This window comes from Halorubrum halophilum, from assembly GCF_000739595.1.
GTDB classification, from domain to species: Archaea; Halobacteriota; Halobacteria; order Halobacteriales; family Haloferacaceae; genus Halorubrum; species Halorubrum halophilum.
Genome location: NZ_BBJP01000036.1, coordinates 148,519 through 167,049 on the forward strand (window position 1 = coordinate 148,519; position 18,531 = coordinate 167,049).

Below are 18,531 nucleotides of genomic sequence, written 5' to 3' on the forward strand. Positions count from 1 at the left end.
GCGGCTGGCCGCGGCTTCTAACTTAAAGGATCGCTCCAACGGATCGTCGGAGGGCCCCTCGTCTCGCTACAGCAGCAGTCCGGCGCCGAGGAACGCGACGAGGTACGTCGCGGCCGCGGTCGGGAGCGCGATCCCGATCCGATAGGCGACGAGTGTCCGGTCGAATCCGCGTTCGAGTCCGGTCGCGAGCGCGGTGAGCAGCGCCGCGAGAATCAACACGTATGCGCCGACAATCCGCCCGAGCACCGGCACCGAAAGCGCCCCGCCGTTCGATCCCGGGGTCGATTCGCCGGGAGATCCCACCGTCTCACCGCCGGTAGCACCGGTGCCGCCGGCACCGCCAACACCGAGCGCGTCCGCACCGGCCGTCGCTCCGGCGCCGAGCCCACCGGCGTCGACCGAGTCGATTCCGGTAGCGAGCGCGACCGTCGCCCCGCCGACGAGCGGCGCGAACACCGCCGCGGTGTTCGTCAGCGTTCCCGTCACGGTCGCGAGCTGCCGCCGCGCGTCGCTCTCGAGCTCGCGGAGGTCCTCCAACTGGTCGGCGAGTTCGAGCAGTACATCGCCCGCCGGTCGTCCCTCTCGCGCGGCGACGGCGAGCAGCGCGACAGCGCCGCGAACCCGCGGGGACGGCACCGGAACCGCCGGCCCACCCCGACCGAGGAACGCCTCCCGGACGCCGACGCGGAGCGTGTCGCTCCGTTGTCCGGCGCGCTCGAACAGCTCTCCGGTGGCGCCGTCGAGCCGTTCGCCGGCGTTCGCGATCGCACTCTCGACGGCGACACCCTCGGCCACGTCGCCGCCGATCACCGTCATCGCGTCCGGGAGCGTGCGCTCGACGGCACGGACGTTCGACAGTACCGCTCTGCGGTGCCGGACGGCGACGAACAGCGCGACGCCGGCTCCGACTCCGACTCCCGCGACCGGCGCGGTCCACTCGGCGACGAACCGCGCCGCGACGACGGCGGCGACGCCTCCGGTCCCCAGCCCGGCGACCGCGGCGTGGATACCCCTCTCCGGGACGTCCGGGTGGTCCCCGTCGATGTTCGGCGGCGCGAACGCGACCGGACGACGGGAGAGCAGCCACGCCGCCGCCGCGAGCAACCCTGCCGGCAACACGCCGAGATACAGTGCCGCGATGACACCGGGACCGATCGGGACGCCCGCCGCGGCGGCTGCCGGAAGGAGGGCGATGAACGCGAGCGGGAGCAACACCCCGAAGGCGTACAGCGCCGAGACCGGGCCGCGAACCTCGCCGACGAAGGCGGCGAGCCGGTCGGTCGTTCCGGCGATCGTCGCGTCGAGCGCTCGATCCAGACACCGTCCACGTCGTTCCGGCGGCGCCGACGCCGCCGTCCGGACGAGCGCAGCCGCACGGTCGATCGCTGGGAACCACGGTCGCCACTCGCGGGCGAACGCTCTGAGTCCGCTGGTCGGCCCGTCGGCGTTCGCTCGTTCGCGGCGCGCGAGGCCGTCTGCGAGCGGGCCGTCACCGGTCCGTGCAGCGAATCGAACGGCGCGCTCCGTCGACGGGTCCAACCGCATCCGCAACACGAGCCGTCCGACGAGTCCCGGTGCGGCCCCGAGGGCTCTGGTCCGCCGGAGCGACGCGAGCCACACCGGTCCGCGGTGGACGGCGTGTGTGGCGCACAGACCGCCAGCCAACCCGAATAGCACCCCTGGAACGGGTCCGGAGACGAACGCGACGACGACGGCGAAGACGAGGGCAACTCCCGCGCCGGCCCGGTAGCCCGCTTCGATCACTCGCGCGCTTGTCGCGTCCCATTCGAGGAACGCGACCGCGCGACGGAGTTCCGCCGATCCCTCATTGCCGTTCGCTGTACCGCGCTGCGGCGCACCGTCGAAATCGCCGTCTGGGCCGGTCATCGCTCGCCACCGCCAAATCCGTTGATCCTTTGCCCGCCGCCGTCTCTCTCCTGGCTGTCTCCGTCGCGGTCGACGTAGCATTCCGGAGCGATCCGGCCGACTCTCGCCGCTTCCCCGATGCGCTCTCCCCGTCGATCGATGGCATCCCTGACGGCCGCGTACGACTCGCCTGCCTCTGCGAGCGACTCGACGATCCGGCTCTCGCCGCGGTCGATCCGACCGGTAGGGTCCACCCCTCTCTCGGTTCGCTCGAACAGCGACTCGAACGAGGACCTGCCGTCGTGGCTGACGACCTCGGCGATCGTCTCGACGCGGTGGTCGTCGAGCACAACGATCAGGTCGGTCGCGGCGAACGAGGAGGGAGAGACGCCGAGGTCGCTGACGACCCGCTCTCGGACCGCGTCGGGGTCCTCGCCGTGGATCGTCCCGAGCACCGCCTCGCCGGCCGCGCCGACGCGCATCGCCTCGTACAGCGCCGCGGCCTCCTCACCGCGGACCTCGCCGACGACGATCGCGCCGCCGCCGAGCCGGAGCGCGGTCCGAACCGCCTCGCTCGGCGACGGCTCCGCGCCGTCGCCCACGCGGAGCCGCTGCGTGTCGCGTCCGGCTGCGGTCACCGCCTCGGCCGGTAGCTCCGGTGTGTCCTCGATCAGTATCGAGCGGGTCTCAGCCGGCAGCTCCCAGAGGAGCGACCCGAGCGCGGTCGTCTTCCCCGCGCCGCGGCCGCCGGCGACGAGCGCGGTCACGCCTCGTTCGACCGCCACGGAAAGAAGTCCGGCGGCCGTCGGCGTGATCGTCTCGACGTCCACGAGCCGCGCGAGGGTCCACGCGTCCGGGTCACCGCGACGGAACGTGAAGGAGAGACCGTCGCTGGCGGGGTCAGCCGTCGCCGCGACCCGAACGCGACCGGCTTCGGCCTCGATCGTCGCGTCGAGCGTCGGGCTCGCGCGGGAGAACCCTCTCCCGCTCGTCCGTCGGAGTCGAGACGCCAACGTCGCCGCGCCTTCGGGCGGCAGCCTGACATTGGTGCGACAGCGTTCTCCGTCGACGACGACCCGAAGCGGATTCTCGGCGACGGGTGCCGACAGCGTCGCGTCGCTCACGCGATCGTCGGCGAAAACGTGCTCGAACGCACCGTACCCGCGGGTGTGTCGGCGGAGCACGTCGACTAGCGTCGAGACGGGGTCGTCAGCCGCCGCGACCGCTCGCACCGCTCGCCCCGGCGCTCGGTCGCCGCCGGTCGGGTCGTCAAGCAGCCGGTCTTTGGCGGCGGCGAGCCGCTCGACGGCCTCGTCGTCGAGCCGCGTCGAGGGGGGCGTGAGGTGGTACGTCCGCAGCGCCCCCGCCCCCTCGTACAGCCGCACCGTCGCGCCGGTCTCGATCTTCCATCGATCGACGAGCGCCGCGTCCGGCGGCGGTGCCGACGCGACGCGCGTGGCCGCGACCGTCGGGCCAGCGTGCGCCCGCAACACGTCGCCGGCCTCCTCCGAGCCCGCGACGATTTCGGCCAGACCGGTCTCCGCGGCGATCCGTTTCGGTGGCCCCTCGCGACCGCTCGCCTCCCGCGCCGCCGCGATCGGCTCTCGAGTCACGTGCTCCGCGAGCCGCGTCTCGTGGAACTCGATCCGCTCGCGGAACCGTCCGGCCGCGATCAGACACGCCGCGGCTCGACCGGCGTAGGTCCGCTCTCGACCCGCGTGGCGCGTCCGAACCACGTCGGCGTCGCGCTCCGTCAGCGCCTCTATAACGGTCGCGAGACAGGCGGGGCTCGCGGCGAGGTCACCGCGTCCCGGACAGTCGTCGGCGTCGACCGCGAGAACGACTCGGTCGTCGACCCCAGTCCCGGCCGGTTCTCTGAAGGACGGGTCGCACCGACAGCCGTCCTCGTCGCCGTCGATCCACGGGAGCGACCGCAGCGGCGCGTCGTCGCCCTCGAGCCGCGACAGCGAGGGGAGATCGAAGCTCATGGCGGGCGTGCCCGCGGCATCGATTATAAACCCTCATCCGACCCGCTCTACTTTGACGGTCGGACCGCCGTCGTCGACGAGACGGAGCTTGAGGTGACTCTCGCCGCGCGTCCGGAGCGCGATCGGTCCGTCGACGACCTCGACGGTCGCTGCCGTCGCATCAGGACCGATCGGGAGGGTCCGGTCGCGGCGGCCGTCGATCCGATACCGAAGAGCGGCGCCGGACCCGTTCCCCGACCGATCTGGCTGGATCAGCGCGAGCCGGTGGATCGGTGCCGCGGTGATGCCGCCCGGCGCGCGGACCGTCACGGTCGTCCGGGCGGCGAGCGACGGATCCGAGACGCTCATCGACCCGGAGGCGAGCCCGCCAATCGCTCGCTCGACACGGTCCGACTCGGTTCCGAGTTGCTCGGCGGTCGTAGCGGTTCGAGCGTCCTCCAGCGCCGGCATCGAGACGGCGAGGAGCGCGACGGCGACCAGGACCGTGAGAACGACGCGGATCACAAGTTCATTCGCGCGACACGCCGCCGGTTACAGTGACTCACGGGTTACAGCGACTCACGGAGCCGATCCAACGCGCCGGCGCGCCACGATTCGTTCGCTCTCTCGCTGTCCGCTTCGGGGCGCTCGACCGCGGATCCGGACGGCAACCCCGCCCCGTTTCCCCGGCGTCGTTCCGACGGAACTGCGGCGTCGAGGGCGGCCTCGCTCGGCACGCCGGCGTCGCGCGCCTCTTTCTCGGTCGCTCCGCCGCTCGGAATCGTCTCGTCGTCGTGGACCGTCTCGCCACCCCCAGCCGTTTCTCCGCCCGCGAATCCGTCGCCGTCAGCGGTCGAGGCGACGTTCTCGCTTGCCCTCGCGAGCGCGAGGTCGGCCCGGCGCTCGACCGCTTGATTCACGGATCGGATCGATCCGACGTATCCTCGGATCGCTTGTGTCGCGGCCTCTAGCTCCTCGATACGTGCTTCGAGATCGCCGAGCCGCGTCGCCAGTTCCTCTCGCTCCGCGCTCGCGGCCGCTTCGTCGCCGAGGTCGGCGACCGCGTCGTCGGTCTCGGTGAGCGCTCGCTCGACCGCGCGGAGTCGTTCCTCGACTCGGTCTCTGTTCCGTCCGACGCTCGAACTGTTACTCGCGTCTTCGTCCGCTTTTCTGTCCGGGTCCGCGGCGGTCGGCTGCTCCGGCGCCGGTCGCGTCGCCTCTGGCGTTCCGGCCGTTTCGGTCGTCCCAGCCGCCGCCCGATCGGTTCGATCGAAGGCCGTGGATCGTTCCGCTTCCTCGCCGCTCGTCGGCTCCGGCGACTCTCCGGCGTCGACGAACGGTCGGTCGCGGTCGCGAGTGTCGTCGGTCACGAGGCCGACTGGCCGCGGTTCTCCACTTAAACATCAGGGGAAAAGGTATTATCACGGGATCGGTTAGATAACGATCATGAAAGCGGTCCTCCTCGGCGTCGGACAGGCGGGCGGGAAGCTCACGACCGCGCTCGCCGAGTTCGACGCCGACGCCGGCTACGGTGCAGTGCTCGACGCGCTCGCGGTGAACACGGCGTCGGCGGACCTCGAACCACTCCCGCTCGACACGGTCCTCGTCGGCCAGTCCCGGGTGAACGGTCACGGCGTCGGCGGCGACAACGAGCTCGGCGCCGAGGTGATGGAAGAGGACTCTATCGAGGTGCTTGACGCACTCGCGCCGAAGGTGAACGCCGACGCGGAGGCACTGTTCGTGGTCGCGGGGCTCGGCGGCGGCACCGGTTCCGGCGGCGCGCCCGTGCTCGTCCGCGAGCTGAGCCGCGTGTATGACGTGCCCGTGTACGCCATCGGGATCCTCCCCGGCCGCGACGAGGGCGCGATGTATCAGGTGAACGCCGGACGCTCGCTGAAGACGCTCGTCCACGAGGCGGACGCGACGATCCTGCTCGACAACGACGCGTGGCGCTCCTCCGGCGAGTCGGTCGAGGGCGGCTACGCGGCGATCAACGCCTCGATGGCCAAGCGGATCGGGCTCCTGCTCGCGGCCGGCGAGTCGGTCGAGGGCGTCGCGGAGTCGGTCGTCGACACGAGCGAGGTGATCAACACGCTGCGCGCCGGCGGCATGGCCGCGGTCGGCTTCGCGTCCGCGCCTGCGGCCGAGGACGCCGAGGAGAATGTCACGACCGTGATGAGCGCGGTCCGGAGCGCGGTGATGACGGGGATGTCGCTCCCGAACGCGACCGAGGCCGACGCCGCGCTCGTCGCCATCGCGGGCGACCCCGACCGAATCTCCCGGAAGGGCGCGGAGAAGGCGCGAAAGTGGCTCCAAAAGGAGACCGGGTCGATGCAGGTGCGGGGCGGCGACTTTCCGTTGGACTCCGATCGGGTGGCCGCCTTGGTCCTCCTCGGCGGCGTCGAGCGCTCGCGCCGCGTCGAGGAGTTCCTCGAACGCGCGCGACAGGCTGTCCGGGACGAGCCGGAGGAACAGCCCGACGCCGCCGACGCGTTCCGGAACGACGAGCTCGACGACCTGCTGTAGTCTCGTCTCCCAAGCCGCCCGCTCGCGAGACAGGTTCCGCACCTTTTTGGTTCCTGACGGTGGAGTCGGTTCCGATGAACAACCCGTGGGACGACTGGGACCACGTGCTGAAGGTCGATCCCGACAAGGAGCTGCACGGGGACGACACCTTCGAGGACGTCTGCCGGACCGGGACCGACGCGATCGAGATCGGCGGGACCCTCGACGTCACCGCGGAGAAGATGACCCGCGTCGTCGACGCCGCCGCCGAGTACGACGTGCCGCTCTACCAGGAGCCGTCGAACCCGGGCGTCGTCATCGACTCGCCCGCCCTCGACGGCTACCTGATCCCGACCGTATTCAACGCCGGCGGCCCGTTCTGGATCACCGGCGCGCACAAGGAGTGGGTCCGCATCGACGACCTCGACTGGGACCGGACGCACACCGAGGCGTACATCGTGATGAACCCCGAGGCGTCGGTCGCCCAGCTGACCGAGGCCGACTGCGACCTCAGCGCCGACGACGTGGAGGCCTACGCGAAGGTAGCCGAGCGCATGTTCGGCCAGGAAATCGTCTACGTCGAGTACTCTGGCATGTTCGGTGACACGGAGAAGGTCGCGGCCGCCCACGACGCGCTCGACGAGGCCACCCTCTTCTACGGCGGCGGGATCCACGGCTACGAGTCGGCCAACGAGATGGCCGCCCACAGCGACGTGATCGTCGTCGGCGACCTGCTCCACGACGAGGGCGTCGACGCAGTCCGCGAGACGGTGAAGGGCGCGAAGGACGCCTAACCACCTTTTTCTCGTCGGGTTCCCTCGCTCACTTCGTTCGCTTCGGGAACCGCTCCTCGAAAAACCTGGAGGGAAAAAGCCGACGGCGAGGCGTTCGCCTCGCCGTCGGTGAACCGCTCGCTCCGCTCGCGGATGCTCTGTACGGAGGAGACTGCCGATCTGCTGGACTGTGTGGGCCGACGATGTGGTCGGCGCGTGCCTGTGAGCGCCCGAAGGGCGCGAACAGCACCGCGCGAGGGAGTCGGTGGTCCGAAGCGAAGCGGAGGACCACCGACGAGGCTGGGGAGGCGTGAGGCTGCGGTCCCGCGAGCAACGCGAGCGGGAGCACGGAAGTCGCAGCCTGCGCAGCGAAGCGAGCAGGAACGTCTTCCGGCGGTGCGGTTGCGGGGCGGGACTCAAAGGGGCAGCCGCGAGGACGAAGGCGGCCGCAGTAAGCACCGCAGCGAGCAACGCGAGCGAGGCGCGCAGCAAGGCCTCCGAGTCGTCGCGGCTGGGGCTTTGAAGGTGTTCACCGCAGAGGAGTCGATCGCGTACACCACTGAGCGGCTGGGGCTTTAGAGGTGTTTACCGCCAATCCGCGGTCAGATACTCATAGGCGAGCGACTAGGGCTTCGAAGATACCCTCCCCAGCCACGTCCCGGGTGCCACACAGTCGCACAGCCAGAGGTATCGATACGCCCGCTCGGCGCAACAGCCCTCAGGCGTACCCCTCGACCATGTTCTCGACGTACTTCGCGATCACGTCCACTTCGAGGTGGACCGGGTCGCCGACCGACTTCTCCGAGAGCGTCGTCAGCTCGTAGGTCGTGGGGATGATCGCGACGTCGAACTCGTCGCCCCGCTTCTCCGCGACCGTCAGCGAGATGCCGTCGAGCGTCACCGACCCCTTGTCGACGAGGTAATCCTCGTGCCCCTCCGGGATCGAGAAGGTGAACCGCCAGTCCTCGCCGACGCGCTCGATCGCCGTCACCTCGGCGACGGTGTCGACGTGGCCCTGCACGACGTGGCCGTCGAACCGGCCGTCGGCGGGCATCGCGCGCTCGACGTTGACGGCATCGCCCTCGACGACTTTGCCGAGGTACGTCTTCGCGACCGTCTCGCTCGCGAGGAACACCTCGAACCAGTCGGGGTCGTCGTCGCCGCTGTTGGCGCCGTCGCCGCCGGCGTCCGCGCCGCTGCCGTACTCCTCGACCGTGAGACAGACGCCGCTGACGCTGATCGACTGGCCGTGATGGAGGTCGTCGAACCCGTCGACGGCGATCCGGAGCCGGAGCCCGTCCTCGGTCTCGGTCCGCTCGCGGACGGTTCCGGTGTCCTCGACGATGCCGGTGAACATACCGGAACTGGGCGCGCGCGACACATATCGGTTCGGTGTTCGCCCGAATCTCGGACCGCCCTCGACCCCCGGCCACGCCGCGCCCCTTTTGGCCCCCGGGAGCCAACGCGGTCGCAATGAGGCTCGGACTGACCGACATGATCGGGCTGGCGGCATCGCTGATCTTCGCCCTCCCGCTCGGGCTTTTCGCCGTTAATCGGCTATTTACCGGCGAGATAGCGTTCGGCGTCGGCCTGCTCGTCGTCGCCGCCGCGATGGTCGTCCTCCCGCAGTATTTCCTTGATCCGGGACGGATTCTGCGGGGGCTGGTCGTCGGACTGCTCCCCCGACAGCTCCGCGGACTCTTCGCTCTCGATCCCGATGAGGTGGCTTCGGGTGATGCGGACTCGGCTGAGGAGTCGGCGATCGAGAAGGATCAGACCGAGGCGACGTCCGAGGACGTAACCACGGTCGAGAAGTGAGCGTTCTCCCCGACTTCACTCCCGCTCGGTCGGAATTATCCCGAACGGGTACTCCGCAAGCACCTCGTACCCCTCGTCTGTGACGACGACGATGTCTTCCAGCCGGACGCCGCCCACGTCGGGGTCGTACACTCCCGGCTCGACCGCCACGACGTGACCCGGCCGCAGTTCCGTCCCGCTCGACAGCGACGGCGACTCGTGGAGGCTCACGCCGACGCCGTGACCGGTACCGTGGGTGAAGCCGGTCTCGCCCTCCCCCGCGTTCGGGTCGAACCCGTACGCACCGAGCTCGGCGGCGGCCTCGCCGTGGACGCTCGCGGCGGTCGCGCCCGGTTCGATCTCGCCGAGCGCGACCTCCCGGGCCGACTCGACCGCGAGGGACGCCCGCCGCTCCCAGCCGCCGTCGCCGTCGAGGACGAACGTCCGGGCCAGGTCGCCGCGGTAGCCGTCGGGGCCGCGCGGCGAGACGTCGATCAGCACCGTCTCGCCCGGTCGGATCGGGTCGTCGCCGAGGTAGTGGAGGTCGGCCGCCGACGGGCCGGCGCCGACCGCGGTGTCGCCCGCGTCCCGGACGCCGTGGGCGGCGAGCGTCGCGTTCACGGCTCGGCGCAGGCGCTCGGTGGTCAGGGGTGCGCCTTCCCAGCGGAGGGCGGATCGGCGGTCGGGTTCCGAGTCGCCCTCGGGCGCCGCCTCTCCCGCGGTCTCCGCCCCGCCGACCTCGCTCGCGGCCAACACGGCCTCGGCGCGCGCCATCCCCGCGACCGCCGCGCGCTGGACCCGGCGGAGGCGGTCGATCTCGGCGTCGGTCTTCCGGGCTCGGGCGGTCGCGACCGCGTCGGTCGACGCGAGCGCGTTGCCGGCGCGTTCGAGGTACACCGCGGCGTCGTGCGGGATCGACGGGGGGACGAGGAGGGTGCGGTCGTCGCCCTCGCTGCCGTCCCCGCCTTCGCTACCGAGTACATCGCGCACGACCGCCGCGGCGCGCTCGCCCGCGTGGTCGCCGGCGCGCTCGGTCCGTACCTCGCGGGCGACGCCGTCGTGGAACTCGCGGTCGCCGTCGCCGTCAGCGCCGTCGCTGTCACCGTCGTCACGGTCGCGCGCACCGGAGACGAACTCCCGTTCGGCCTGCGCGCGGAACAGCGAGGGCGCACAGAGGACGGCGCGACCCGCGGCGTCGGCGTCGCCGGGGACGACCACCAGCGCGTACGTTCGGTCCGGACCCGCGAACCGCGTGAGATACCGGAGGCCGTCGTCGAACCGGTCGCCGACCGCGACGAACGCGTCGGCGTCGGCGGCCGCGACCGCCTCGGCGATCGGGGCAAGGTCGGTGCGGAGCGGGGGGAGTTGGTCGGAGTCGAGCGAGCCCGCACCCGGGTCGTCGCTCCCGTCGCTCACGGCTCGGGCTCGGGGACGGCCAGCTCCGCCTGCACCTCCTCGACGAGTTCCTGCGGGGGCTCGTCGCGGAGCTCGTTGAACAGCAGGACGCTGATCGGGAGCGTCGGCGCCCCGCTGATGAGGCTCTCCATGATCACCAGCCGCTCGCGTGCGCGGGACATCCCGACGTAGAACACGCGGCGCTCGTTGTCGGTGAGCACGGGGACCGGGCTCGTCGTCTTCGTAAACTCCTCGACGCCGTCCACGTCGGTCGGATCGTCGAGCGAGGCGGCCATCTGCTCGACCACCTTCTCGGTGAGGTCGGTGGCGACGAACACGTGGTCCGCCTCGCGGCCCTTCGCGGAGTGGATCGTGCCGACGCGGACGCGGGTCGGGTCCGCCCCCTCGTAGTCGCCGCTGAAGTACGCGCCCATCGACTTCCGCTGGAAGCTCGTCACCTTCCTGACCATGTCGTCGGCACTCTCGGTGTCCGGCATGAAGGGGATGAACTCGTCGAGCTCGTCGGTCGTCACTTCGATCAGGGAGATGTCGTCGGCGTCGGCCGCCTCTTCGCGGTCGTCGAGGAAGTCGTAGAACTCGTCGCGCTCGTGGGTGCCGAACGCCGAGTCCTGCAGCATGTCTGCGAGCCGGCGGGCCTCGAGTCCGTTCACGGAGTCACCGGCCTCGGCCTTCTCGATGGCGCTGACGTAGTCCTGCACGCGGTCGGTCCACATCCGGCCGTCGGTCAGCATCGTGAACGGGATCCCGTGATCGATGAACTCGTCGATGAAGTCGAACATCTGGTAGCGCGCGCGGAACAGACACATCACGCTGCCCTCGTCGTCCTCGACGGTGTACCGGACGTTCCGGACGAGCTCGAGCATCGACGGCGACTGGATCGCCTCGACGGTGCCGCCCTCCTTGCGGGGGTGGAGGTCCTTCTCCTGTCGCTTGTCGATGTGGCGGATCTCCGCGTTGACGACGTTGAGTATCTCGGAGGGGAGCCGGTAGGAGTTCGGGAGCACCACATCCTCGTCGACCTCGGTGTCTAAGAGGAGGTCGGGGTCGGCGCCCTGCCACGCGTAGACGACCTGGTCGTCGTCGCCGGCGATGAGCACCTTCCGCATGTGCGGTTTCCACTCCTCGAAGACGTTGTACTGCAGTGTCGTGATGTCCTGAAACTCGTCGATGATCAGGTAGTCGACGTTCGGTACCAGCGAGCGCTGCGCGACGCGTTCGAGCATGTCCGCGAAGCCGACGAGGTCGTGGTCACCCTTGTAGCCGCGCCACGCCCGGATCGTCTCCGGGATGTCGATCCGCTCGTCGTCGGAGGGCCACGTCGGGGTGTACTTGTTCCCTTCCTGGGCGTTGGGGTCCTCCTCGGGTGGGAGCCGGACCTCCTCGACGTTCCACTGGAAGGGCACGTCGTACCAGTCGGTCACGTCGCGCTCGGTGCGCTGGAGCCACTGCGAGGTGGCGATGATCTTGTTGCCGATCGTCGTCGACCGCGCGGTCCGTCGCCCGGCGCCGCCGTGCTGGTCCTCGAACTCGATGCCGTACTCCTCGCAGAACTCCTCTTTGTCGTCCTCGCCGACCACGTCGCCGCGCGACAGGTCGAGCAGCTCGTACGCCTTCGCGTGCATGGTACAGACGTTCCCCTGGAGGCTGCGCGGGGAGATGTCGAGCCGCTCGGCGAGGCGCTCGCGTATCTCGGCGGCGGCCGCGCGCGTGTACGAGACGACGAGCACGTCGCGAACGTCGGCGTCCCCGTCGTCGAGGATCCCCTCGACGCGGTCCAGGAGCGCCGTGGTCTTCCCGCTGCCCGGACCGCCGAACAGTCGCGTCACCGTGGGATCGGTCATTGTCTATCCCTGATTCCGGTTCTTCTTAAACGCCTTGGCTCGGGCCGTACCGGAGCAAACGCCGGATCGGGGCGTTTCCGCGCTATCGATCGGCTCGTCGACATGGTGGCTGATAAACCGTCTTCGGGTCTTCGTCGCGCTCAGTTGCTTCGCGTTGCCCGCGCCTCGCGCACGTCGGCGCCGTCTCGGACGAGGTCCTCGCAGGCGGGACAGACTCGGGGCCGATCGACCTCGTTCGGCGTGAATACCCGAACGTAGTCGGTCGTGACGAACGAACCGCAGTTCTGGCAGGTCGGCATACTCGTCACTATCGATTGATACCTCATAATACTGCCGCCCAATATAGTCGAAAGAAAACCGCTAACCGCCCGTGCGACGCCGTCGGAGTCAGGTCGGGCGCCAGTCACACACGTCACACCGCGCGGTTCCTTCTGGGTGTAGCGCACCGCACTCCGGACACTGAAGTTTGTTATAGGATCGCTCCCAGCGTACGATCTCTGTCTCGTGGCCGTGATCGGACAGGAACTCGTCGAACACGTCGTCGTCCGCGCTGGGTGCACTACTAGACATGCATGCTAGTGAATGCCACGCGAGTATATATATCTTGTTGTGGCTCTATCGATCTGCGAAAACGGCAACGAACGATCGGATTTCACTGGCAGAACTGTTCATACCTGTTTGAGGGCGCGCTCTCGGCTGCCGATGCAACTGCGCCGACGGTCCTTTCACACCCGAGCGTGTGGGGTCCGCCATGCCGACCGTCAGCGACACCTACATCGAGAACCGCCAGCGGGTCCAGCCGACGCACACCAACAACTACGAGTCGGCCCACGGGGGCAACGTCGTCAAGTGGATGGACGAGATCGGCGCGATGTCGGCGATGCGCGCCGCCGGCGAGACGTGCGTCACGGCCAAGATCAACGGGCTCGACTTCAAGCGACCGGTGCCCCAGGGCGACACCTGCATCGTCGAGTCGTACGTGTACGCGGTCGGGCGAACCAGCCTCCGCACGCGGATCCGCGCGTTCCGCGAGTCCCCCCGGACCGGCGAGCGCGAGCTGACGACGGAGTCGTACTTCGTGTTCGTCGCGGTCGACGCCAACGGGGACCCCACGCCGGTGCCGGAGCTGACGGTGGAGGGCGAGCGCTGTCGGGAGCTGCGAGACGCCGCGCTCGCGGCCGAACCGGACGGGGAGCGCTGAAGATCAGTAGTCCCCCAAGACGCCGAGCCGCCGCGCCCGCCGCGTCGCGTAGTGGAAGACGACGTAGCCGCCGAGGAGGTAGCCGGCGGCGACGCCGACGAGGAGCGCGAGGTCGGCGAGCCCGAACTCCCACAGTCGGACGCCGTCGACCATCGCGCGCTGGAGCATCGCGCTCCCGTGGGCCAGCGGGAGGAATCGGGTCCACGGCGCGTCGAGGACGGGCGCCGAGATCAGCGCGATGAATCCGAACTGCAGCAGGTTCAGCCAGTTGCCGATCCGCTTGTACAGCACCGTCACGCCGCCGGCGGCGAACCCCAACCCGAGCACCGACGTGATCGCGAGCCCCGCGACGGGGATCACGGTGAACGGATCGAGACTGAGCCGCGTCCCCGTGAGCAGCAGCATGACGGCGAGCACGACCGCCGAGGTGAGGAACGTCCTGACGACCTTCGCGGCTCCCTTCAGGAGGGCGACCGGCGCGAAGCCGAACGGGGTAGTGATGTGCCGCTCTAGGGTCCCCCACTGCACCTCGCTGCCGATGTCGTTCGACACCGACGAGTAGGCGCCGACGGAGAGGGTCCACAGGAAGTAGCCGACGATGATCCCCGACAGCGAGTCCGTCAGCGCCTGCCCGGCCAGCAGCCGCCCGCCGTAGAAGAGGACGCCGAAGAAGAACAGCGCGACGACGATCCCGCCGATCGCGTTCGCCGGGTACCGAACGAAGATCAGGTACTCGCGGTAGAGCACGGCCCGCGCGAGGTGGTAGTACGTGGCCGGTCGGGGCTCGTCGGCGGAATCGACGGCGGCCGACGCCGGAGCGCTTCCGCCGTCGGAAGCGGCCGAGTCGTCGCGGCTCACGGCGACCGCCTCCGCGAGTCGATTCCCGCTTCCGTTCCGGTGAGGTCGACGAACACGTCCTCCAGTTCGGGGCGGACCGTCTCGATGTCCTCGACCGTGACCCCGGCCTCGCGGAGCGCGTCCATGAGGTCGTACAGGGCGTCGCCCGCGGCGGCGACTTCGACCGCGGTCGAGCCGGTCCCGTCGCGGTCGCCTTCGTCCCGTTCGTCCATTTCCCCCTCGCCGCGCTCGTCCTCGTCCCCGCCGCGCTCGACCTCGTCCCCGCCGCGCTCGACCTCGTCCCCGCCGCGCTCGACCTCGTCCCCGCCGCGCTCGACCTCGTCCCCGCCGCGCTCGATCCCCCCGATCTCGGTCTCGACCGCTCGCACGTCGAACCGCTCTCGGAGGCTCGCCACGAGGGCGTCGTCGATGTCGGCGCTGACGACGCGGACCACGTCGCGGTCGGTCCCGGAGCGGAGCGCCGAGACGGTGTCGTCGGCAACGATCCGGCCGTCCGCCATCATCACCACGCGGTCGCAGACGTCCTCGACGACGCCCATGTCGTGGCTGCTGAGGACGATCGTGAGTCCCTCCTCCCGCGCCAGTCGCCGGAGCTCCCGGCGGAGCGTCCGGGAGCTCTCGATGTCGAGCCCGAGCGTCGGCTCGTCGAGGAAGACGAGCTCCGCGCCGCCCGCGAGCACGCTCGCCAGCGACACCTTCTGTTTCATCCCCCGCGAAAGCTCCCGGACGGGCGTGTCGGCTTTCTCAGTCAGATCGAGTCGGTCGAGCAGCCGGTCGTGTCGGGCCCGCACCGAGTCCGGGTCGACGCCGGCGATCGTCGCGAAGTACCGCAGGTTCTCGCGGACGGTGAGCCGCCAGTAGTCGTTGCGCGCGCCCTCCAGCATCGCGTCCACGTTCGCGTACGCCGCCCGCCGACCGTCGCCGACGTCGGTGCCGAACACCCGGACCGAGCCGGCGTCGGGGAGGACGATCCCGAGCGCGCACTTGATAAGTGTCGTCTTGCCGGCCCCGTTCGGTCCGAGCAGGCCGACGATCGAGCCGCGCTCGACGGTCAGGCTCACGTCGTCGACCGCGAGCACGGCGTCGTCGCCGTCGCCGAACCGCTTCGAGACGCCCTCGATCGCGAGCGCGGTCTCGACGTTTCGGTCGCCCCGATCGACTTCCTCACGGGTCGCCGATCCGGCCTCCGCCTCGGCCCGACCGCGACTACTTGCCCCACCGTCTGCCATTACCGCCGGTACGGGCCGAGTGCGGATATATCCGCGTCCGGCGGCTATCGCTGCGGTGGGCCGCGGCGACGTACCGACCGCGGTCGGCTCACTTCACCTGAGACGCCGTTACCGATCTCCTGGCGGATACGCGGATCGACCGTTTCTCGTCTCGACTGCAAAATCGTCAGGGTAACCGGCTGAAACGGTTTTCTACGGCTTCACGAGCACCTTGATCGCCTCGCGATCGTCCATCATGCGGTATCCCTCGGCGACCGCGTCGAGGTCGACGGTCTCGGTGAAGATCGGCGCGGGATCGAGGGTGCCCTGCAGCACGTCGTCCATCAGCTCCTCGGCGTACGCGCGAACGGGGGCGACCCCGCCCGCGAGCGTGACGTTTTGACCGAACATCCCGAACACGTCGAGCCCCTCGTCCTCGACGCCGTACGGGACCCCGACGTACCCGATCCTGCCGCCGGGGCGGACGGCGTCGATGGCGGTGTTCATCGCGCTCGCGGCGCCGACGCACTCCATCACGTGGTTCGGCCCGCCGTGGGTGAGTTCTCGGACCCGCTCGACGGCGGCCTCGCCGCGCTCGGAGACGGTCTCCGTGGCGCCGAACTCCTCGGCGAGTTCCAGCCGGTCCTCGTGATGCCCCACCGCGATGATCCGCTCCGCCCCCAGCCGGCGAGCCGCGAGCACCCCGCAGAGCCCGACCGCGCCGTCGCCGATCACCGCGACCGTCGAGCCCGCCTCGACGCCCGCGCTCACGGCCGCGTGGTGGCCGGTGCCCATCACGTCGGTCAGGGGGAGCAGCGACCGGAGCGTCTCCTCGTCGTCGGCGAACCGGTCGGGGACGCGGACGAGCGTGCCGTCGGCGTGGGTCGACCGGACGTACTCGCCCTGGCCGCCGCCGTTGTCGCCGCCCCACGAGTCGCCGTTCTCGCAGGAGGTGTGGAGCCCCTTCCGGCAGAACTCGCACTCGCCACAGGAGATGGCGAAGGGCGCGAGCACGCGGTCGCCGGGCGCGACCGAAGTGACCTCATCGCCGACTTCCTCGACGATCCCCATCGGCTCGTGGCCGACCGGAGACCCCGCGTCGCGGTCGCTGTCGCCGCGGTAGAACCACAGGTCAGAGCCGCAGACCGCGGTGTGGGTCACGCGGACGATCGCGTCGGTCGGGGCCTCGATCTCGGGGCGCGGTCGCTCTTCGACATCGATCTCTCCGGGACCGTTGAAAATGGCAGCGCGCATGGGACCCGTTTCCGGCGCGCGTCACAAAAGGTCGCGGGTCGGTTCCGAAACTCAGTCCGCGCCGACCGACGCCTCGTACTCCGAGATCGGCTCGCCGTCGATCCGGGTGAACAGCGTCGCCAGCGCCGGGCCGCTCACGTTGTGCCAGACGCTGAACAGCGCCGGAATCAGCGCCGCGATGGGATCGAAGAAGGCGGTCGCGAGCGCGACGGCCAGCCCGCTGTTCTGGAGGCCGACCTCGAACGCGCAGGCCCGGGCCCGGTCCTCGGCCATCCCGGTCAGCTTCCCGACCCCGTAGCCGGCGCCGAGGCCGAGCCCGTTGTGGAGGACGACGGCGACGACGACCAGCGCGCCCGCGGTGAGGATGTTCTCGACGTTGAGGCCGACGACGGCGGCCACGATGGCGACGATGGCGACGACGCTGATCGCGGGGAACACGGAGAGCCCGACCTTCGCCGCGGTCGGCGCGTAACGGTCGAGCAGCAGGCGCAGGACGAGCCCCGCCACGACCGGGACGAGCACGACCCAGATGATCGTCTCGGAGAGCTGCGCGAAGGTGACCGAGATCTGCTCGCCGGCGAGCGCGACGATCCACGCCGGCATCACGAGCGGGGCGGCGATCGTCGTCACCGTCGTGATCGTCACCGACAGCGCCACGTCGCCGCGACCGAGGTAGGTCATCACGTTCGAGGCGGTCCCGCCCGGCGCCGCGCCGACGAGGATCAGCCCGATGCCGACCTCCCACGGGAGCCCGAGGGCGACGACGAGCGCGTACGCGAGCGTCGGCATCACGAGCCACTGCGCCGCCGCGCCGATCAGCACGTCGCGCGGGCGCTCCACGATGCGTTTGAAGTCGTCGGGCGTGAGCGTCAGCCCCATCCCGAGCATGATCACCCCGAGCAGCGGGGTGATGTACTCGGAGATGGGCGTGAACGCCGCCGGCGAATACAGCGCGGCCGCGGAGGCGATGAGAACCCAGAGGACGAAGTACTTGCTCGTAAACTCTCCCACCCGTTCGAGTCGGTCCAGCGCGGTCATCTCGTCGGCGTTCGCCCGAGCGATTGAAAGGGACTACAGTTCGGGCAAGGTTGTCCGTCTGTGTCCCCGTCGTCGTCGCGTTCGTTGTCGCCGTCGCCTTCAGTCGTCGCCTCCGACGACTCCGCCGCTCGCGGGCACGCCGGCCGTCTCCTCGACGCGCTCGAAGCGAATCACGACGGCCTGCCCGTCCGCGGTCGACTCGAACGCGAGGTCGGCGTCCGACCGATCGACGACCCACTGCACGAGCCACAGGCCCAGCCCGTCTGTGTGCCGCATCGAGGTCTCGTAGCCGCGTCGGATGGTCTCGACCGTGTCCCCGTGGATCCCCGGACCGTCGTCGTCGACGCGGAGCGCGGCGGCGTCACCGTCCCGGCGGACCGAGACCGAGATCCGTCGCGAGTCGCTCTCGTTGTGCACCACCGCGTTTTCGATCACCTCCGACGCGGCGGCCTCGGCGAGGGGATGCGCCCGCACCCGACACGCCTCCGCGGCGGGGGCGTCGAACTCGGCGTCGGGATGTTCGGCCCTGAGCCGCTCGATCACGCCGTCGACGACCTCGACGAGGTCCACGACCGCCTCCACGTCCTCGTCGTCGCCGTCGGGACCGATCACCCCGCCGATGTGGCGGGCGTGCTCGCTGACGGTCAGCAGTCGATCGACGTTCTCCTCGACGACCGCGGCGCTCTCCTCGCCGCCGTCGGCGCGCTCGCTGAGGATCTCGACCCGCCCGCTGACGACCGTCATCGCGTTCCGGATGTTGTGCCGGAGCACGCGGTTCAACACCGTGAGCTGGTCGTTCGCCTGTTC

The 18,531-nt window shown here is 70.2% G+C and carries 18 protein-coding genes; 4 read left to right on the forward strand and 14 right to left on the reverse strand.

The annotated features are described in order from the left end of the window. Nucleotides 1-66 precede the first annotated feature (66 nt). From ACP96_RS12485 to ACP96_RS12500, 4 genes are read right to left on the reverse strand one after another with little or no spacing between them, the layout of a single operon-like run. Nucleotides 67-1,887 carry a hypothetical protein gene (locus ACP96_RS12485; protein ID WP_050033531.1) on the reverse strand — a complete coding sequence of 607 codons (1,821 nt, stop codon included), beginning with the start codon at nt 1,885-1,887 and terminating at the stop codon, nt 67-69. Then, on the reverse strand, nt 1,884-3,854 hold the full coding sequence (locus tag ACP96_RS12490) for an ATPase, T2SS/T4P/T4SS family (RefSeq protein ID WP_050033532.1): 1,971 nt from the start codon (nt 3,852-3,854) through the stop codon (nt 1,884-1,886). Before ACP96_RS12490 ends, ACP96_RS12485 begins: the two co-directional genes overlap by 4 nt. Before the next feature lie 33 nt (nt 3,855-3,887). Then, nucleotides 3,888-4,358, reverse strand: a complete 471-nt coding sequence (locus ACP96_RS12495; protein ID WP_050026956.1) for a DUF7311 family protein — start codon at nt 4,356-4,358, stop codon at nt 3,888-3,890. A 44-nt stretch (nt 4,359-4,402) separates the two neighbouring features. Beyond that, nucleotides 4,403-5,203: a DUF7310 family coiled-coil domain-containing protein gene (locus ACP96_RS12500; RefSeq protein ID WP_050026954.1), complete on the reverse strand. Its 801-nt coding sequence runs from the start codon at nt 5,201-5,203 to the stop codon at nt 4,403-4,405. 76 nt (nt 5,204-5,279) lie between these two features. Here ACP96_RS12500 and ACP96_RS12505 point away from each other — a divergent pair, with 76 nt between their 5' ends. Together ACP96_RS12505 and ACP96_RS12510 are read left to right on the forward strand one after the other, a co-directional pair. Further along, nucleotides 5,280-6,359: a tubulin/FtsZ family protein gene (locus ACP96_RS12505; protein WP_050033533.1), complete on the forward strand. Its 1,080-nt coding sequence runs from the start codon at nt 5,280-5,282 to the stop codon at nt 6,357-6,359. A 74-nt stretch (nt 6,360-6,433) separates the two neighbouring features. After that, nucleotides 6,434-7,132 carry a phosphoglycerol geranylgeranyltransferase gene (locus ACP96_RS12510; protein WP_050026949.1) on the forward strand — a complete coding sequence of 233 codons (699 nt, stop codon included), beginning with the start codon at nt 6,434-6,436 and terminating at the stop codon, nt 7,130-7,132. Nucleotides 7,133-7,829: 697 nt separating this feature from the next. Here ACP96_RS12510 and ACP96_RS12520 read toward each other — a convergent pair. After that, the gene (locus tag ACP96_RS12520) at nt 7,830-8,468 is read right to left on the reverse strand and encodes a riboflavin synthase (protein ID WP_050026944.1); all 639 of its coding nucleotides are present in this window, start codon (nt 8,466-8,468) and stop codon (nt 7,830-7,832) included. A 116-nt stretch (nt 8,469-8,584) separates the two neighbouring features. Between ACP96_RS12520 and ACP96_RS12525 the strand changes: the two genes are divergently transcribed. Then, on the forward strand, nt 8,585-8,929 hold the full coding sequence (locus ACP96_RS12525) for a DUF7533 family protein (RefSeq protein WP_050026942.1): 345 nt from the start codon (nt 8,585-8,587) through the stop codon (nt 8,927-8,929). Between the two features lie 15 nt (nt 8,930-8,944). On the opposite strand, the gene ACP96_RS12530 is transcribed toward ACP96_RS12525, so the two are convergent. From ACP96_RS12530 to ACP96_RS17795, 4 genes are all read right to left on the reverse strand, one after another. Further along, complete coding sequence (locus ACP96_RS12530; protein ID WP_050033534.1) at nt 8,945-10,324, reverse strand: M24 family metallopeptidase; 1,380 nt, start codon at nt 10,322-10,324, stop codon at nt 8,945-8,947. Further along, nucleotides 10,321-12,165, reverse strand: coding sequence for a UvrD-helicase domain-containing protein (locus ACP96_RS12535; protein WP_050033535.1), 1,845 nt, complete (start codon nt 12,163-12,165; stop codon nt 10,321-10,323). The genes ACP96_RS12530 and ACP96_RS12535 overlap by 4 nt, the downstream gene beginning before the upstream one ends. Before the next feature lie 140 nt (nt 12,166-12,305). Next, nucleotides 12,306-12,464 (reverse strand): DUF7563 family protein, encoded by a 159-nt coding sequence (locus ACP96_RS19280; protein WP_008002314.1) that lies wholly within the window; start codon nt 12,462-12,464, stop codon nt 12,306-12,308. Between the two features lie 88 nt (nt 12,465-12,552). Then, nucleotides 12,553-12,735: an HVO_0416 family zinc finger protein gene (locus tag ACP96_RS17795; protein WP_080509988.1), complete on the reverse strand. Its 183-nt coding sequence runs from the start codon at nt 12,733-12,735 to the stop codon at nt 12,553-12,555. 181 nt (nt 12,736-12,916) lie between these two features. On the opposite strand from ACP96_RS17795, the gene ACP96_RS12540 reads away from it, so the two are divergent. Next, entirely contained in the window at nt 12,917-13,366 is a 450-nt protein-coding gene (locus ACP96_RS12540) for an acyl-CoA thioesterase (protein ID WP_050033536.1), read from the forward strand. 3 nt (nt 13,367-13,369) lie between these two features. On the opposite strand, the gene ACP96_RS12545 is transcribed toward ACP96_RS12540, so the two are convergent. The 5 genes from ACP96_RS12545 to ACP96_RS12565 all read right to left on the reverse strand — a co-directional run. Further along, entirely contained in the window at nt 13,370-14,224 is an 855-nt protein-coding gene (locus tag ACP96_RS12545) for an ABC transporter permease (RefSeq protein WP_050026665.1), read from the reverse strand. Then, nucleotides 14,221-15,453 carry an ATP-binding cassette domain-containing protein gene (locus ACP96_RS12550; RefSeq protein WP_050033537.1) on the reverse strand — a complete coding sequence of 411 codons (1,233 nt, stop codon included), beginning with the start codon at nt 15,451-15,453 and terminating at the stop codon, nt 14,221-14,223. Before ACP96_RS12550 ends, ACP96_RS12545 begins: the two co-directional genes overlap by 4 nt. A gap of 192 nt (nt 15,454-15,645) precedes the next feature. After that, nucleotides 15,646-16,686: a zinc-dependent alcohol dehydrogenase family protein gene (locus ACP96_RS12555; RefSeq protein ID WP_050033538.1), complete on the reverse strand. Its 1,041-nt coding sequence runs from the start codon at nt 16,684-16,686 to the stop codon at nt 15,646-15,648. 51 nt (nt 16,687-16,737) lie between these two features. Beyond that, nucleotides 16,738-17,724, reverse strand: a complete 987-nt coding sequence (locus tag ACP96_RS12560) for a bile acid:sodium symporter family protein (protein WP_050026669.1) — start codon at nt 17,722-17,724, stop codon at nt 16,738-16,740. Nucleotides 17,725-17,823: 99 nt separating this feature from the next. Continuing rightward, nucleotides 17,824-18,531 (reverse strand): sensor histidine kinase (locus tag ACP96_RS12565; protein ID WP_161785360.1); only part of this gene is annotated, 708 nt, incomplete at its 5' end.

What these genes read in the sequence shown, in the direction of transcription:
- ACP96_RS12550 (WP_050033537.1), bottom strand. Translation starts at nt 15,453, where the DNA reads ATGGCAGACGGTGGGGCAAGTAGTCGCGGTCGGGCCGAGGCGGAGGCC.
- ACP96_RS12485 (WP_050033531.1), bottom strand. Translation starts at nt 1,887, where the DNA reads ATGACCGGCCCAGACGGCGATTTCGACGGTGCGCCGCAGCGCGGTACA.
- ACP96_RS19280 (WP_008002314.1), bottom strand. Translation starts at nt 12,464, where the DNA reads ATGCCGACCTGCCAGAACTGCGGTTCGTTCGTCACGACCGACTACGTT.
- ACP96_RS12540 (WP_050033536.1), top strand. Translation starts at nt 12,917, where the DNA reads ATGCCGACCGTCAGCGACACCTACATCGAGAACCGCCAGCGGGTCCAG.
- ACP96_RS12490 (WP_050033532.1), bottom strand. Translation starts at nt 3,854, where the DNA reads ATGAGCTTCGATCTCCCCTCGCTGTCGCGGCTCGAGGGCGACGACGCG.
- ACP96_RS12555 (WP_050033538.1), bottom strand. Translation starts at nt 16,686, where the DNA reads ATGCGCGCTGCCATTTTCAACGGTCCCGGAGAGATCGATGTCGAAGAG.
- ACP96_RS17795 (WP_080509988.1), bottom strand. Translation starts at nt 12,735, where the DNA reads ATGTCTAGTAGTGCACCCAGCGCGGACGACGACGTGTTCGACGAGTTC.
- ACP96_RS12535 (WP_050033535.1), bottom strand. Translation starts at nt 12,165, where the DNA reads ATGACCGATCCCACGGTGACGCGACTGTTCGGCGGTCCGGGCAGCGGG.
- ACP96_RS12505 (WP_050033533.1), top strand. Translation starts at nt 5,280, where the DNA reads ATGAAAGCGGTCCTCCTCGGCGTCGGACAGGCGGGCGGGAAGCTCACG.
- ACP96_RS12525 (WP_050026942.1), top strand. Translation starts at nt 8,585, where the DNA reads ATGAGGCTCGGACTGACCGACATGATCGGGCTGGCGGCATCGCTGATC.
- ACP96_RS12510 (WP_050026949.1), top strand. Translation starts at nt 6,434, where the DNA reads ATGAACAACCCGTGGGACGACTGGGACCACGTGCTGAAGGTCGATCCC.
- ACP96_RS12560 (WP_050026669.1), bottom strand. Translation starts at nt 17,724, where the DNA reads ATGACCGCGCTGGACCGACTCGAACGGGTGGGAGAGTTTACGAGCAAG.
- ACP96_RS12520 (WP_050026944.1), bottom strand. Translation starts at nt 8,468, where the DNA reads ATGTTCACCGGCATCGTCGAGGACACCGGAACCGTCCGCGAGCGGACC.